The sequence below is a fragment of the Corynebacterium sp. CCUG 69979 genome, from assembly GCF_024454095.1.
In the GTDB taxonomy this organism is placed as follows: domain Bacteria; phylum Actinomycetota; class Actinomycetes; order Mycobacteriales; family Mycobacteriaceae; genus Corynebacterium; species Corynebacterium genitalium.
The window spans coordinates 98,527-113,352 of record NZ_JAGPZA010000004.1; the positions used below are offsets into that span (position 1 = coordinate 98,527).

Below are 14,826 nucleotides of genomic sequence, written 5' to 3' on the forward strand. Positions count from 1 at the left end.
CCTAGAGCACGTCGTCGAAATAGCCCGGTTTGTTGAAGTCGTCTACGGGTCGAGGGGCAGGTGATGCCACCGGAGTCGGAGTACTTACGGGAGCGGCAGCGCTAATGGGCTCGGCAGGAGCGATGGGGCCGGAAGCTTCGTCGTCACGCATATCGCCCCAGTCCCCGGTCTTCTTCTTGCGGCGCTTGTCGTTGATGCGGCAGAACTGGAACGCCATTTCCACGAGGAAGCACAGCGACAGGGCGAGCACGATCATGGAGAACGGATCCTGGCCGGGCGTCATGAACGCCGCGAAAATGAACAGGGCCACGATGATGATCCTGCGCTTGTCTTTCACCTGCTCGTACTCGAGCAGCCCGGCAAGGTTGAGCATGATGATGATCAGGGGCACCTCGAAGCTCACGCCGAAGATGATGATCAGTGCGAGGACGAAGTTGTAGTACTCGCCACCGGACAGGGCGCTGACCTGGTACTCACTACCGATCGACATGAGCACGTAGAGGCCCTGGTCGACGATGAAGTACGCGAGAACTGCGCCGGCGACAAAGAGCGTCACAGCGAAGGTGACAAACGACATCGTCCAGCGCCGCTCATTCTTATGCAGGCCCGGAGTGATGAACGCCCAGATCTGCTGCAGCCACACCGGAGACGACAGCACCAGACCCGCGAGGAAACCCACCTTGAGACGCAACATGAACATCTCGAACGGCGAAGTAGCGATGAGACGGCACGAACCGTCAGAGGTCAGATCCGCCCGCAAGTGCTCCGGCAGAGAGCAATAGGGACGGCGAATGATCTCGCCCAGCGGCATCGTCGGCCCAGGCGCCCACTGGTACCAGATGAATCCGACGATGGTTCCGACGACGATGGCGATGAGCGACACGACTACGCGTCGGCGCAGTTCCTGCAGGTGCTCCGTGAGGGTCATCGTGCCCTCGGAGTTCTTGCGGGACACGGCTAGTTAGCGGGGCGCTGCTGGTTCTCCGGCTGGTCCCAGAAGCCCTGCTGCGAGTTGGGGGGCTGAGTCGACTCGGCGCCCGAGGTCAGCTCACGCTGAGGGTTCGCGACAGACTCCTTTGCAGCCTTGTCGTTGTTCATCTCGTTGACCTCGGACTTGAAGATGCGCGCAGAACGGCCCACAGAGCGAGCCAAGTCCGGAAGCTTTCCAGCTCCGAAAAGCAGGAGGATGATGAAGACGATCAGGAGGATTTCCATCAGGCCAAGGTTTGGCATGGGAGTTCCTTTCATTCAAGGGCTTAAAGCGCGTGTGGCTCTAAGCATAACGCTCAAGGGCCGCAGAACTGCGACCGGCGACCTCTTCGGCAATATGAGTCGGCTCCACAACGCTCACTCGGTCGGCCTGGCTGAGGCAGAAACGAACCATCCAGTCGTCGCTGCCGTAGGGCATGGAGGCCTCGACCCACTCACCTTCGGTGAGCGCCGTGGGCTCAGTCTCGTGCAACTCGATCTGCCAGTAGTCTGCCAGCCACGTCGCGTCACTGCGGATGCGCAGTGTGGCGACGTTCTCCTGCCCGAACCCGAAGGGGTCTGCCGCGTCGTAGTCGCGGTGGGCAGACGGGGCGGCGGGGACGTCGAGAAGCGATGCGTCCTGGATACGGTCCAAGCGGAAGGTTTTCGGTGAGCCGTCCTCGAACGCCGACAGGTAGGTCGCACCGTCACGGTGAAACATGCCCACCGGGGAGACCGTGCGCGTACGCGTCGTGTCCGAGGTGGCCGAGTAGTAGGTGATCTCCAGCATGCAGCGCTGCGTCAGCGCCTGGGACACCATGCGTGCCGGTCCGGGAGTCTCCGCATGGTCGGAGTCGGGAACACCGGCATCGTGCATGACGTCCCGGAGTTTCTGCGCGGCGGACGCCACCGCGGTTTGATCCACGAGACCCGGCATGGTTTCCAACGATTCCAGGGTGAGCAAGAGGGCATTCGCTTCCGTAGGCGTGAGACGCAGCGGCGCGTTCAACCCTTGATCTTCGATGAGCGTGATGCCAGTCCAATCTGCGGAAAGGTCGATCATCTCGCCCGGTCCTTTACCCACGCCCGACATCTGCAGCCGCTTCAGGTCCTCCATGACCTCGGTGTGCGGATACCCCAGGTTGCGGGCGATCTCCATTGGCGTCGCATCCGGGTGTTGGTGCAGGTACGGGATCAAGTTCAGAGCGCGGACGAGTTGGCCGAGCTTTTCCGGGCTATCTTTCATTCTGCGCCTCCTGAGTCGCACTCAATAGCTTGATGACGTCCTCGCGCACATCCCCCGGGGACTCCACCATCGCATGCGGAGCGAAGCTGGCGGTAGTGCGCACCAGCCAGTCACGCTCCACGTCGACGAGACGGAAACGGCTATCACCGAGATCTGTAGCTTTCGCGACGAGCTCCCCTGCCGTTCCGGGGTCAACGCGCACCACCGCTTCTTTCACCGTGGGGCCGCGCAGAGAATCCTCAACGATCTGCTGGACTGGGCGGTCTGGAAGGTGGAAATCTGCTGCGGGCACGTCACGCACTTTCCGGACCTCGCTGACGCGCACCGCCCGGAAACTGCGTTCAGCTTCGCGTTCCACGTCGTAGCCGACGACGTAGGCGCGGTTGTTCAGCGCGATGAGCCCCCACGGGTCCATCGTGCGCGTTTGCGGCGGCGCTGTCGGAGAGGGTTGGTAGGTGAAGCGCATCCGGGTGCGGGAACGCACGCACGCGGTCACGGCCGCGACGACATCAGTGTCGAGCCGGGAAATGTCGTTGTCCAGCGCGCTAATCGGAGCATCGTCAAATGCCCGCGTTGCACCGCCCGCTGCGATCTTGGTCCACCCGGAGCGCGCGAACGCGCCCAAGCTTCCCGACGTCCCCAAGTCCCCCGCCAACCCCAGCACGTAGGCTTCTTCCTCGGTGAAGCTGATCGGCGGGAGTTCGTAAGAGTCTTTGTTCACCCAGACCAGCCCGTTCTCACTGCGCGCGGGAACGCCAGCCCGGCGCAGTGATTGGACATCGCGCTTGAGGATGCGCGCCATGGCGGTATCGGTCTTGTCTTCGTAGCCGTCAACATGCGTGCGGATCCACTCGATATCACGCGGCTTATTCGACCCCAGCAATGCGAACGTGAGGTTGGTCAGCCGCTGGATCACACGCGCGTCATTAGCCACGGATTCCCCCTTGTGCGTTGCCAAGCACCTCGCGGTTCTCGCGCATGTACGCCACGAGCTTATCGACGCCTACGTCCTCCGTCGCGAACGGATCCTGAACATCCACCGTCTGCGGCTCTGGGCGGTCTACCTTCATGTGCACCCAGTCGACGGTGTAGTGGGCGCCCAGCTCACGGGCCGTATCGAGGAACTGTGCGCGCAGAGTGGCGCGCGTTGTTTCCGGCGCGGTAGCCGCAGCCGCGGCGATTGCCTCGTCGGTGGTCCACCGCTGGACTAATCCTTTATTTTGCAGGTGGTAGAACAGCCCGCGGCGCGGGTTGATGTCGTGGTACGCCAAGTCGATCTGGGCGAGCTTCGGGTGATTCCAGTCCCCGCCCAAGCGGTCGCGGTAGCGCTCAAGCAAGTTGCGTTTGATCACCCAATCGATCTCGCCAGAGACTGGCTCGAAGTTCTGCGTCTCGATGGCCGTGAGTGTCCTGCCCCACAGCTCCACGACCTTCTCCAACTCAGCATTCGGCGTGCCCTCGTCCTGGCGCTGGGCGAGCCAGCCCTTCGCGGCCTCGAGGACGGCCTGCTGGACCTCGAGCGCGGTCACTGTGGTGTCGTCTTTGAGCGCGAGTTCTGTCTGGCCGGTCGGGTCGAGCGCGATCTGTTTGATGTGCTTGATCGGCTCGGCCACGTCGAAAGCCGGTATGTCCCAATCCGCTTCGAGCATCTCGATGACCAACTGCGTCGAGCCGATCTTGAGAGCAAAGGAGGGCTCCGCCATGTTGGAGTCACCAACGATGACATGCATGCGGCGGAACCGGCTCGAATCCCCATGGGGTTCGTCGCGGGTGTTGATGATCGGGCGTGTCCTCGTCGTTGCTGACGAGACTCCCTCCCACACCTGATCGGCGCGCTGCGAGATGACGAAACGGCCGTTCTTGATCATGCCCGCACCGCACAGCAGCTGCCGGGTGATCAGGAACGGCAGCAACCGCTTGCCGAAGTTCTTCAGCGACAGCTCTCGGCTGATCAGGTAGTTCTCGTGCGTACCGTAGGAGTTACCTGCAGAGTCAACGTTGTTCTTGAACAGGTACACGTCGCCGCCGATGCCTTCGGCTGCGAGGGTCTTTTCCGTCTGGGCGGCGAGATCGTTGAACAGTACTTCACCCGCTTTGTCGTGGTTGAGCAACTGGGTGAGCGAATCGCACTCCGCTGTCGCGTACTCCGGGTGCGCACCGACATCGAGATACAGACGGGCCGCGTTGTCGGTGAAGATGTTCGTGCTCTTGTACTGGGCCACGACTGGCTTGAACAAGTACCGCGCGATCTCTTCCGGCCCTAAAACCGCCTTGCCGTCACGGATGGCGGTCAGCCCGAATTCAGTCTCCACGCCCATGATGCGGCGCGGATACACCGTCATTACTGGCCGCCCTTTTGCACGTAGGAACGGACGAACTCCTCGGCGTTGTTATCCAGCAAAGAGTCGATCTCGTCGAGCAAGTCGTCGGTGCCTGCGGTGTTGACGTTCACCTGACCAGCCTCCTGGCCGGTGCCCTCCTCGTCCGAGCCTCCGTCGGAGTGGGTATTGATCTGTTCTTGAGCCATAGCTCTACCCTACTTAGCACTTATGGGTTCTCGTTGAAAGCAGCGACAATCTCCTCCACGGATGCCGCACGGTCCAGCAACTCACCGACATCATCGCGCGTGAATCCGTCCACTGCGTGGATGGAGACAGTCCGCGGGCCAGCGGTCGTGTTGAACTGGATGGTCTGCCAACTCGAGGAGAGGACGTCTTCGCCGAATTCCTTCGCGATCCTGCCGCGGAAATACGCCCGGGAGTTCTCTGGTGGTGTGGCCGCCGCCCGGGCGATGTCCTCGTTGCTGACCAACGTTTTCATCCGTCCAGCCCGAACCAGCGTGTGATAGAGCGACTTGTCCGGATCGATGTCGGCGTATTGAAGGTCCACGGCCTTGAGCTTGGCGTTGCCGATGTCGATTCCGCGGTCGAGGTAGCCCTTGATCAACGCCCACTTCGCTGTCCAGTCGAGACGGTCCGCGGTAGACAGTGGATCGCGATCAAGATCGTCCAGGATCTCTCCCCATAGAGCCACGACCTGTTTATCCACATCCGTCGCGGGCGTGACGCGTGCAAGGTAGTCGCGCTGAATCGCCAATGCTGTGAGCGCACGGCCATCCTTGAGCCCGAGCTGGTGCGTCAGGCTCAGATCACGGGACACCCGCTTGAGTTCCTCAACCGGTTCCTTGAGCTGGAGGTCCGAGAAGTCGACGCCTTCTTCGATGGCGTCGAGGACGAGCTTCGTCGTGCCCAATTTGAGCAGGTTGGCGTACTGCGACATGTTGGCATCGCCGATGATGACATGGAGCCGGCCGAACTGGGTCGCGTCCGCATGCGGCTCGTCGCGGGTGTTGATGATGCCGCGGTTGAGTGTCGTCTCCAGCGAGACCTCTTGGAAGAAGTAGTCGGCCCGCTGGGAGATCTGGAATCCGTCCTGCTCCCCCGCTTCCCCCAGTCCCATTCGGCCCGCGCCCGCGAAGACTTGGCGGGTCACAAAGAACGGGATCAAACCCTCAGTGATCGCCTCGAATGGGGTCTGCCGCGAGTATTGGTAGTTTTCGTGGGCACCGAACGATGCGCCTTTGCCGTCGACATTGTTCTTGTACAGCTTCAGCGGCGGGCAGGGGTCGTGGCCGCCCAGCACTGAGACGCCATCTTCCCACAGCTCTGCGATCCGGGCGGCGGCGTCGTTGAGAACGTGGTCACCGGCAGCGTCGTAAAGCATGGCGCTGAAGGCGTCCGGCACCTCGGGCGATGAGTACTCGGGGTGCGCGTGGTCGACGTAGAAGCGCGCACCGTTCTCCGTGACCACATTGGCCACACCGATCGCGTTAGGGTCGACGATGGGAACCGTTTGGTAGCGCTTCAGATCGAACCCGCGGGAATCCTTCAGCGGGTGCTCGTCCTGATAATCCCAGCGCGCACGGGCGGCGGTGTGCATCGCCGCATAGGCCACCACCGCGTGCGTCGAGCTCACAATCGGGCTCAAGCTCGGGCTATCCGGAGTGAGAATGCCGTACTCAGTTTCGGTTCCCATGAAACGCGTCATGGTGCACCAGTCTAAAGGGGCGTACGTCGCGGGTGAGAGCCCCGGTCCTACATTTTCAGTATCGCCTTTCGCGACCCCGCAGCTGCGTTTCCGCAGTTCGCCAGTTGGCTAAACGCCTGAAAGGCGATACTAAAGATCTATTGCTGGCTACCAACCGCGCTCGGCAAGACGGTGCGGAGCCGGTAGATCAGAAACATTGATGCCGACCATTGCTTCACCGAGACCGCGGGACGCCTCGGTGACAGCAGCGATGTCGTTCCAGTTCTGGGTAGCTTTCACCACACCAGCTGCACGGGCCTCCGGGTTGCCGGACTTGAAGATGCCGGAGCCGACGAAGACACCGTCGGCACCCAGTTCCATCATCAGGGCCGCATCGGCCGGCGTGGATACGCCACCGGCGACGAAGAGTGGTACCGGCAGTGCGCCGTGCTCGGCCACGTAGGCAACCAGTTCGTAGGGCGCCTGCAGTTCCTTGGCGGCAACGTAGAGCTCATCGCGGTTGCCGTTCCACAGTGCTTGCAGGCCAGCGATCTCACTCTTGATAGTGCGGAGGTGCTTGGTGGCCTCGGATACATCACCGGTGCCGGCCTCGCCCTTCGAACGAATCATTGCTGCACCCTCGTTCACGCGGCGCAGTGCCTCGCCCAGGTTGGTCGCGCCGCAGACAAACGGCACGTCGAAGCCGCGCTTATCGATGTGGTTGACGTAGTCCGCCGGGCTGAGCACCTCAGACTCGTCGACGTAGTGAACACCGAGGTGCTCGAGAATCTTGGCCTCCACCGAGTGGCCAATACGAGCTTTGGCCATCACGGGAATGTCGACGGCACCGAGAATGCCTTCGATAAGGTCCGGATCGGACATGCGGGCAACACCGCCCTGAGCGCGAATGTCGGCGGGCACGCGCTCGAGCGCCATCACAGCGATAGCACCGGCGTTCTCGGCGATCTTCGCCTGCTCGGGCGTGACCACATCCATGATCACTCCGCCCTTGAAGGACTCGGTCAACTCAGCTTTAGAGAGGTTCGTGGAAAACGTCATAGCACTAGTCTTGCCCTCCCACTGGTAGATTCCTAGTGCCAGTTTGATTTAGATTCTTTGGACCAGTCACCTTCGAGCAATGCTTATCGACGTCTCCCGCGACCTCCCCACTCCACTCCCCGCGCAAGTAGCAACCGCCATCAGGACGGCTATCACCGAAGGAGAACTGCAGCCCGGGGATGAGGTGCCGTCGACACGCGAGCTTGCGCGACTGGCCGGGATCTCACGCGGTAGCGTCGTCACGGCGTACGACCAGCTCATCAGCGAAGGGTACTTGCTGGCCTCGCAGGGTTCACCGACGCGCGTGCATCCCGATCTGCCGGCGGGTGCACCTAGTGGCATCGATGCACCAACTTTTCGGCCAAAAGTTGAGCAACCGCGAAAGTTCATTTCTTTGAAGCCGTCGTCCGGGCACGCCGGAGCAGTACGTCCCGCCGCATGGCGCCAAGCGTGGCGGGAGGCAGCAGCTGAACCGCCCATCGTGGTCGATTCTGCAGGACAACCCGAGCTCCGCAGGGCGATCGCAGAGCACCTCCGTCTGGCCCGCGGACTGGCGGTGACTGAGGACCGAATCGTAGTCACCGGCGGGTCACGCGAAGGCCTCATGCTGATTCTGCTCACTCTCGCCAGGCGGCAGCATCATCTCCGGGTGGGGGTCGAGGACCCTGGCCACCCAGGCCTCCGCCGCGTCATTCCAACCACCGGGCACAACGCGGTCCCATGCGCCGTCGATGAGTACGGCGTGAACGTCCAACTCTTGCCCGACAAATTGGATGCTCTTCTGGTCACTCCCGCTTTCCAGTACCCGCTCGGTGCATCGATGCCGGCTGCCCGCCGGTCCGAACTGCTCGCGTGGGCGCATGAGAGGGGCACAGCTCTCATCGAGGATGACTTCAATGCTGAGCTGCGCTACCGCCTTGCCCCGCAACCTCCGCTGGCCGCCCTCAATCACCAGGCCGACGTGTTCACGCTGGGTACCTTCTCGACGTTGCTGAGCCGCAACCTTTCTGCCGGGTACGTAGTCACTCCCCCAGCATTCGCTGAAGGCGTGCAGCAGACGCGGAAGGTCCTCGGTATGCCCGTATCCGCGGTCACGCAGCTGGCCGTCGCGCGTCTGCTTCAGAACGGGCATGTTCGCCGGAACACGAAAGCCGTCCGTAACCGTTTGGCACGTCGGCGGGCGATCATCCACACTGATCTCGTTCCGGTGCTCGAGGCCAGCGGCGCACACGTCAACGAAATGGCCGAGTCGAACGGAGTGGATCTCACACTGAACTTCGACTCACCTGCCCACCGGAACCAATTCGCTGACAAGCTTCGGTCACATGGGATCGAGTGCGGCCGCCTCGAGTCGCTGTGGTCGAGCCGAGATGGGCGCACGGAAGGATTGATCATGAGCTTCGCGCACCTCAGCGACCACGACTTCGACATTGTCCTACGGACCCTTGCTAGCAGTTCGGCTCTTTGAAGCACGACCCCGGACACCTACAGCACCTCAGCAGCCACGACTCGTTTGCCGGTGCGGCCCGAAATGCGCGCCCATTCGTCCGGGTTGGACACGTTTGGCATGTCCTCGCTCTCGTCCTGCTCTGCACGAACTGCGGCGCGCACGTGCTCGACGGAAACTCCCGAACCCGCGCCCGAAATTTCATCCTTAATAGCCAGCTTCTTCGCACGGTCGACGACGTTGGCGATCATCGCGCCGGAGACGAAGTCGGAGTAGTGGAGGGTTTCGGTGGTGCCGTCGACAAGCGTGAGCTGGACGAAAGGACGCGGGGCAAAGAGCTTATCGACGCCCGCGTTCACCAGATCTTCCACCTCCTCCGCGTGCGGAACATCGTCAGTGATGTAGCGGGCGAAGATCTCGCGGGCCTCCTCGCGTGAGGGACGGTCGACACGGATTTTGATGTCTAGGCGGCCGGGCCGCAAAATCGCCGGATCGATGAGTTCTTCCCGGTTGGTGGCGCCGATGACGATGACGTTGGCGATGTCTTCCACTCCATCAATCTCCGTGAGCAACTGCGGGACGACGGTCGTTTCCATGTCGGAGGACACACCGGAGCCGCGGGTCCGGAAGATCGACTCCATTTCGTCGAAGAAGACGATGACGGGACGTCCCTCGCCGGCGAGTTCGCGGGCGCGCTCGAAGATCAGGCGGATGCGGCGCTCGGTCTCACCGACGTACTTATTCAGCAGCTCCGGGCCCTTGACGTTGAGGAAGTGCGCCGCTCCCCCGTCACCGATGCGAGTCGACAGCGAGTTAGCGACCGCTTTGGCGATCAGCGTTTTTCCACAACCGGGCGGGCCGTAGAGCAGCAGCCCCTTCGGCGGTTTCAAGTTATAGGCCTTGTACAGCTCCGGGTGCGTGAACGGCAGCTCGACAGAATCCCGGATCGTCTCGATCTGGTCCCGCAGGCCGCCAATGTCGGCGTAGGTGACGTCGGGAATCTCTTCGAGGGATAGCTGGTTGACCTCAGTTTTGGGGATGCGTTCGAAGGCGTAGCCCGCTTTTGCGTCGATAAGCACGGTGTCGCCTGCGCGGGCCTTGGCGCGAACATTCTCGGCAAGGTGGACGACCTGCTCCGCGCCCTGCATGTCAGCGACGATGGCGCGGTCAAACCCGATTTTCTCCGACAGGGTTGCCAGCTGACCGGCCTTAGGGAAACCGGCCGCCTCCACGACAATCGACCCTTCGCCGAGGCGCACGAGACCACCCGGAGTGAGCGTGCCCGGCTCAATATTCGGCGAGACCTTCAAACGCATCCGTCGGCCGGATGTGAACACTTCAGCTTCTTGTCCGCGGCGCGCTGGGGCGAGGTAGATGCCGTACGTCGATGCCGGTTCGGACAGCGCCTCGACCTGCGCGGAAAGGTCCTTGAGCTTGTCGCGGGAGACCTTCAACATCTCCGCGAGCTGCTTATTGCGCGCGGAGAGAGCCTGGTTCTGCTGTTTCAGCTCGCGGAGGTCAGCATCGTTCATGGCTCCAGCTTATCTGCGGGCCCGACGCTGCGGACGAGGGGGCGTGACACCGTCGGCAAGCCTGCGGGTCCACACCAAAAACGCTGTGTGCGCGTTCATGCGGTGCTCCGGGCGGGTGGCCAGGCCCTCGACTTTCCATTCGCGCAGGAGGGTCTCCCAGGAGCGCGGTTCGGTGAAGCACTTCGCTTCGCGGATCCCCTCAACGATGTTCATCAGCTGCGGCACTGTGGCCACGTACGTCATGAACACCCCGCCCGGGATGAGGATGTCCTTCACCGTATCGATGAAGTGCCACGGCTCCACCATGTCCAAAATGACGCGGTCGACGGGACCACCGAGGTCTTCTTGGGTCACCTCGCCGAAATCGCCCAGGCGCGGGGTCCACCAGGACGGGCGCTGCCCGAAGTAATCGTCGACGTTGTCCTCGGCAAAAGCCAAGTGATCATCACGAATCTCGTAAGAGAACACGTGACCTTCCGGGCCGACAGCGCGCAGCAGGGACATCGTCAGCGCACCGGAGCCAGCACCAGCCTCCAGCACGCGGGCACCCATGAAAATGTCGCCCTCGACGAGGATCTGGCCGGCGTCCTTCGGGTAGATAACCGCCGCGCCGCGGGGCATCGACAGGACATGGTCCACGAGCAGGTGGCGGAAGCACAGATAGTCGGCACCGTTGGAGGACTTCACCACAGAGCCTTCGTCGGCGCCGATGATGTCGTCGTGGGAGATGCCGCCCTTGTGCGTGTGGTACGTCGCGCCGGGGACGAGCTCAATGGTGAAGTGGCGGCGCTTCGCGTCGGTCAGCTGCACCTTGTCGCCGGGGCGGAATGGGCCTGAATACATGGATGTCCTTTCTAGCAGTCGCCACGTAGGAAGGCGGACAGCGCATCCTCGAACCAGGCCTGGTCCTGCACGCCGACCAACTCGCGGGCAGAGTGCATCGATAGCAGCGGCACGCCTACGTCAACAGTGGGGATGCCTAGGCGCGTCGAGGCAATGGGACCGATCGTCGACCCGCATGGCACCCCGTTGTGCCCGACGAACGTCTGCACCGGCACGTTCGCGTTGCGGCAGGCACGGATCCAGGTCGCTTCCGTTTCCGCGTCCGAGGAGTAGCGCTGGTTCGCGTTGATCTTCAGCACCGGCCCGCGGTTCATCAGCGGACGGTGGGTCGGGTCATGCTTGCCCGGATAGTTCGGGTGCACAGCGTGGGCGGCATCAGCCGAGATCATCGTCGACTCGGCGAAGATATCCAGCGGGTCGCCCAGATCACGGGCAACGCGTGTGAGCACCCGTTCGAGCAATGGTCCGCCCGCGCCGGTGACTGAGGCCGAGCCAACCTCCTCGTGGTTGAATGCGGCGAGGACGAGCACGTCCTTCGCCTCATCCTTCGCGCGCACCATGGCCTGCAGCGACGCGTGCACGCTCGACAGATTGTCCAAACGCCCGGCCGCCATGACATCCCCCATCACCGCTGGGGGCTGGGCATCAGCGGAGATGAGTTCATGCGCGATGATCTCCTCCGGCTTCACACCGAGCTGCTCAGCCACGACGTCCATGAACGGCCGGTCCACAGCCATCACCGGCTGCATGTGCACTTGCCTGTCCATCTCCGGCGCGTCACCGCGGTAGAGATGGATCGCTAGGTTCGGTACTCGCGCGATGGGGCCGGTGGAGACGAGGTGGGTGGAGCCGTCGATAAGCGACACACGCCCGGCGAAGGTGAGCTCGCGGTCGAACCACGACTGCAGAATTGGCCCGCCGTAGACCTCGACGGCGAGCTGGCGGAACCCCTCGCGCACGAAATCGGGGTCTGGCTTGAGCATCAGCCCCGGCGAGTCGGTGTGCGAGCCGATGATGCGGAAACGCGGGTTCGGGTTCTCCGGGATCCACCATGCGATCACGGCGCCGCCGTGGACGAGGATTCGGTCGTCGGGAAAGCCTGCGACCACCAGCTCGTCGCGGACGTTCGCGGCGGCATGGAACGCGCTTGGGCTTGCTGCGATGAATTCGGAGAGGTTCATGGCTCCACCTTAGAATGGTGGGCACGATGAAACCGCTTGCCCTCTCCCCATCGCGCGCCAACGACTACTTGCAGTGCCCGTTGAAGTATCGCCTCCGTGCGATCGACCGGATCCCGGAACCGAAGACGGAAGCGCAGGTCACCGGCACGCTTGTGCATGCTGTTCTCGAGGAGATGCACGCCTGGCCCCGCGAGGAGCGGACTTACCCCGCCGCGGTGAAGCGCATCAAGCCGGCATGGCAGAAGATGCTTATCGACGATTCTTCCTGCGCCGACCCTATTGCTGACGAGTACGCCCTGTTCGTCGCGGCGCGTTCCCTGCTGCGCGGGTACTTCGAGATGGAGAACCCGCACGGTTTCGACTCACACGCCCAAGAAATGTACGTCGATGCCGTGCTGCCGAATGGTGTTCCCGTGCGCGGGTTCATCGACCGCGTGGACATTGCGCCCACGGGTGAAATCCGTGTTGTCGACTACAAGACGGGCAAGAAGCCCTCGCCCCGCTTCTCTGACGAAGCAAAGTTCCAGATGCGTTTCTATGCGCTGGTGTATTGGCGCATGTTCGGCACGATTCCGCACCAGCTGAGGCTGATGTACCTCAAAGTGATTGATTCACTCTTCCTTGCCCCATCGCGGGAGGAACTCGAATTCTTCGAGCGGGACTTAGGCGACCTGTGGCACAAGATTCAATCCGACGGGCAGTCCGGCAACTTCCGCCCGAACCCGTCGAAGCTGTGCAACTGGTGCTCGTTCCAAGCCCTGTGCCCGATCTACGGTGGGACACCGCCGGAGTACCCCGGATGGCCGGGGTCTGCAGCTGATTCTGTTCCGGAGGTTTAGAACAGCCCGCTGATGGTGCCGGTGGCGTCGACGTCGATATTGTTGGCGGCGGGCACCTTGGGTAACCCCGGCATGGTCATCACGTCGCCGGTCAGAGCGACGATGAAGCCAGCTCCGGTGCGTGGGATGAGCTTGCGCACGTGCAATGTGTGTCCCTCCGGTGCACCAAGCGCAGCTGGGTCATCCGAGAAGCTGTACTGGGTCTTTGAGACGCACACCGGAAGGGTGTCCCAGCCGTTGTCCTTGATCGTCTTCAAGTCACGTTGCGCATTGACCGAGTACTGCACCTTGTCAGCGCGGTAGATCTCTCGGGCGAGAGTCTCGATAGCATTCTCAATCCCATGGGCAGGGTCATACAGCGTCTTCGACGTGCCTTCGGTGAGGTTGTCCAACAGCGTTGTGGCCAGTTTCTGGGCTCCTTCGCCGCCTTTCGCCCACACCTCGGCTTCCTCCAGGGCGACGCCGAACGACTCGGCCCATTCACGCATGAAGTCGCGTTCTGCCTGTGTATCGGACGCGAACAGGTTGAGCGCGACAACCGGGGTGACACCGAACTTCCGCACGTTTTCCACGTGGCGCTCGAGATTGACCACGCCCGCCTTGAGCGCCTCAAGGTTCTCGTCCGTGAGCTTCTGCTTGTCGACGCCGCCGTTGTACTTCAGCGAACGAATCGTCGCCACAATCACTGCGCCGGCGACATCCAAGTTCCCGTATGCGGCCTTGATATCGAAGAACTTCTCCGCACCCAGGTCCGATCCGAAGCCCGCCTCGGTGAGTACGATGTCGGCGCATTTCTGCGCGGTGCGGGTGGCAATGAGGGTGTTGCAGCCGTGCGCAATGTTCGCAAACGGTCCGCCGTGAATGAACGCTGGCGTACCCCCGAGAGTCTGCACAAGGTTCGGGTTGAGAGCTTCCTTGAGCAGCGCTGCCATGGCACCTTGGGCGTGGAGATCGCCGGCGGTGACAGGCTTCCCGTCGAAAGTCAGGCCAATGGTGATCCGCGCCAGGCGCGCTTTCAGGTCTTCGAGGTCGGTGGCGAGGCCGAGTACAGCCATGATCTCGCTGGCCGCGGTAATGGTGAAGCCGGTCTGGGCCGGGACACCAGAGGCTGGGCCACCGAGCCCGGTGACCACGTTGCGCAGGGATCGGTCGTTGACGTCCAAGCAGCGCTGCCATGTCACGCGCCGGGCATCGATTCCCAGCTCGTTGCCCTGCTGGATGTGGTTGTCGATCATCGCGGCCAGCGTGTTGTTGGCAGACGTGATCGCATGGAAGTCACCGGTGAAGTGAAGGTTGATGTTTTCCATCGGCACCACCTGCGAGTAACCACCACCGGCGGCGCCGCCCTTGATACCCATGACTGGGCCCAGCGACGGTTCACGCAGAGCGACCATGGCGTTGTGACCCTGCTGCGCCAATGCGTCGGTCAGACCAATCAGGACGGTCGACTTGCCTTCGCCGGCCGGGGTCGGCGACACACCGGTGACGAGGATGAGCTTTCCATTCTTGTGGTCGCGGTCCGCCGATTGAAGCGCACTGACATCTACCTTCGCCATGTTTCTGCCGTACGGGATGAGTGCACCGTCGGGCACACCGGCCTTCGCGGCGATGTCCCCGATCGGTTCGAGTGTGTGGGCTTGGGCAATAGCGACGTCAGTGGTAGGAGCGTTCATACCTCCCAGCG

Annotated in this window: 14 protein-coding genes; 2 read left to right on the forward strand and 12 right to left on the reverse strand. The window is 62.5% G+C overall.

Going from position 1 to position 14,826, the window contains the following annotated elements; all coding sequences use genetic code 11:
• Position 1: 1 nt before the first annotated feature.
• The 8 genes from tatC to pdxS form a co-directional block, all read right to left on the reverse strand.
• A complete protein-coding gene (tatC, locus tag KBX18_RS04115) occupies positions 2 to 928 on the reverse strand; it encodes a twin-arginine translocase subunit TatC (protein WP_255994961.1) in 927 nt (308 codons plus the stop codon).
• Positions 929 to 957: 29 nt separating this feature from the next.
• A complete protein-coding gene (tatA, locus tag KBX18_RS04120) occupies positions 958 to 1,233 on the reverse strand; it encodes a Sec-independent protein translocase subunit TatA (RefSeq protein ID WP_005290161.1) in 276 nt (91 codons plus the stop codon).
• Between the two features lie 40 nt (positions 1,234 to 1,273).
• Positions 1,274 to 2,215 (reverse strand): YafY family protein, encoded by a 942-nt coding sequence (locus KBX18_RS04125; protein ID WP_005290160.1) that lies wholly within the window; start codon positions 2,213 to 2,215, stop codon positions 1,274 to 1,276.
• Positions 2,205 to 3,149, reverse strand: a complete 945-nt coding sequence (locus KBX18_RS04130; RefSeq protein WP_255994916.1) for a WYL domain-containing protein — start codon at positions 3,147 to 3,149, stop codon at positions 2,205 to 2,207. The genes KBX18_RS04125 and KBX18_RS04130 overlap by 11 nt, the downstream gene beginning before the upstream one ends.
• A complete protein-coding gene (gene pafA, locus KBX18_RS04135) occupies positions 3,142 to 4,557 on the reverse strand; it encodes a Pup--protein ligase (RefSeq protein ID WP_255994917.1) in 1,416 nt (471 codons plus the stop codon). Before pafA ends, KBX18_RS04130 begins: the two co-directional genes overlap by 8 nt.
• A complete protein-coding gene (locus KBX18_RS04140) occupies positions 4,557 to 4,742 on the reverse strand; it encodes a ubiquitin-like protein Pup (RefSeq protein WP_005290155.1) in 186 nt (61 codons plus the stop codon). The genes pafA and KBX18_RS04140 overlap by 1 nt, the downstream gene beginning before the upstream one ends.
• Positions 4,743 to 4,762: 20 nt before the next feature.
• Positions 4,763 to 6,262, reverse strand: a complete 1,500-nt coding sequence (dop, locus tag KBX18_RS04145; protein ID WP_255994918.1) for a depupylase/deamidase Dop — start codon at positions 6,260 to 6,262, stop codon at positions 4,763 to 4,765.
• 147 nt (positions 6,263 to 6,409) lie between these two features.
• Complete coding sequence (pdxS, locus tag KBX18_RS04150) at positions 6,410 to 7,300, reverse strand: pyridoxal 5'-phosphate synthase lyase subunit PdxS (protein WP_255994919.1); 891 nt, start codon at positions 7,298 to 7,300, stop codon at positions 6,410 to 6,412.
• A 79-nt stretch (positions 7,301 to 7,379) separates the two neighbouring features.
• Between pdxS and KBX18_RS04155 the strand changes: the two genes are divergently transcribed.
• Complete coding sequence (locus KBX18_RS04155) at positions 7,380 to 8,768, forward strand: PLP-dependent aminotransferase family protein (RefSeq protein ID WP_255994920.1); 1,389 nt, start codon at positions 7,380 to 7,382, stop codon at positions 8,766 to 8,768.
• 17 nt (positions 8,769 to 8,785) lie between these two features.
• On the opposite strand, the gene arc is transcribed toward KBX18_RS04155, so the two are convergent.
• From arc to KBX18_RS04170, 3 genes are read right to left on the reverse strand one after another with little or no spacing between them, the layout of a single operon-like run.
• On the reverse strand, positions 8,786 to 10,279 hold the full coding sequence (arc, locus tag KBX18_RS04160; RefSeq protein ID WP_255994921.1) for a proteasome ATPase: 1,494 nt from the start codon (positions 10,277 to 10,279) through the stop codon (positions 8,786 to 8,788).
• 9 nt (positions 10,280 to 10,288) lie between these two features.
• Positions 10,289 to 11,122, reverse strand: a complete 834-nt coding sequence (locus tag KBX18_RS04165) for a tRNA (adenine-N1)-methyltransferase (protein ID WP_005290147.1) — start codon at positions 11,120 to 11,122, stop codon at positions 10,289 to 10,291.
• An 11-nt stretch (positions 11,123 to 11,133) separates the two neighbouring features.
• The gene (locus KBX18_RS04170) at positions 11,134 to 12,303 is read right to left on the reverse strand and encodes a M18 family aminopeptidase (RefSeq protein ID WP_255994922.1); all 1,170 of its coding nucleotides are present in this window, start codon (positions 12,301 to 12,303) and stop codon (positions 11,134 to 11,136) included.
• A 26-nt stretch (positions 12,304 to 12,329) separates the two neighbouring features.
• On the opposite strand from KBX18_RS04170, the gene KBX18_RS04175 reads away from it, so the two are divergent.
• Positions 12,330 to 13,142 carry a RecB family exonuclease gene (locus KBX18_RS04175; protein ID WP_255994923.1) on the forward strand — a complete coding sequence of 271 codons (813 nt, stop codon included), beginning with the start codon at positions 12,330 to 12,332 and terminating at the stop codon, positions 13,140 to 13,142.
• Here the strand turns inward: KBX18_RS04175 and KBX18_RS04180 are convergent.
• A complete protein-coding gene (locus KBX18_RS04180) occupies positions 13,139 to 14,815 on the reverse strand; it encodes a formate--tetrahydrofolate ligase (protein WP_255994924.1) in 1,677 nt (558 codons plus the stop codon). The genes KBX18_RS04175 and KBX18_RS04180 overlap by 4 nt on opposite strands.
• Positions 14,816 to 14,826 lie beyond the last annotated feature (11 nt).

What these genes read in the sequence shown, in the direction of transcription:
- tatC (WP_255994961.1), bottom strand. Translation starts at nt 928, where the DNA reads ATGACCCTCACGGAGCACCTGCAGGAACTGCGCCGACGCGTAGTCGTG.
- tatA (WP_005290161.1), bottom strand. Translation starts at nt 1,233, where the DNA reads ATGCCAAACCTTGGCCTGATGGAAATCCTCCTGATCGTCTTCATCATC.
- KBX18_RS04125 (WP_005290160.1), bottom strand. Translation starts at nt 2,215, where the DNA reads ATGAAAGATAGCCCGGAAAAGCTCGGCCAACTCGTCCGCGCTCTGAAC.
- pafA (WP_255994917.1), bottom strand. Translation starts at nt 4,557, where the DNA reads ATGACGGTGTATCCGCGCCGCATCATGGGCGTGGAGACTGAATTCGGG.
- KBX18_RS04140 (WP_005290155.1), bottom strand. Translation starts at nt 4,742, where the DNA reads ATGGCTCAAGAACAGATCAATACCCACTCCGACGGAGGCTCGGACGAG.
- dop (WP_255994918.1), bottom strand. Translation starts at nt 6,262, where the DNA reads ATGACGCGTTTCATGGGAACCGAAACTGAGTACGGCATTCTCACTCCG.
- pdxS (WP_255994919.1), bottom strand. Translation starts at nt 7,300, where the DNA reads ATGACGTTTTCCACGAACCTCTCTAAAGCTGAGTTGACCGAGTCCTTC.
- KBX18_RS04155 (WP_255994920.1), top strand. Translation starts at nt 7,380, where the DNA reads ATGCTTATCGACGTCTCCCGCGACCTCCCCACTCCACTCCCCGCGCAA.
- arc (WP_255994921.1), bottom strand. Translation starts at nt 10,279, where the DNA reads ATGAACGATGCTGACCTCCGCGAGCTGAAACAGCAGAACCAGGCTCTC.
- KBX18_RS04165 (WP_005290147.1), bottom strand. Translation starts at nt 11,122, where the DNA reads ATGTATTCAGGCCCATTCCGCCCCGGCGACAAGGTGCAGCTGACCGAC.
- KBX18_RS04170 (WP_255994922.1), bottom strand. Translation starts at nt 12,303, where the DNA reads ATGAACCTCTCCGAATTCATCGCAGCAAGCCCAAGCGCGTTCCATGCC.
- KBX18_RS04175 (WP_255994923.1), top strand. Translation starts at nt 12,330, where the DNA reads ATGAAACCGCTTGCCCTCTCCCCATCGCGCGCCAACGACTACTTGCAG.
- KBX18_RS04180 (WP_255994924.1), bottom strand. Translation starts at nt 14,815, where the DNA reads ATGAACGCTCCTACCACTGACGTCGCTATTGCCCAAGCCCACACACTC.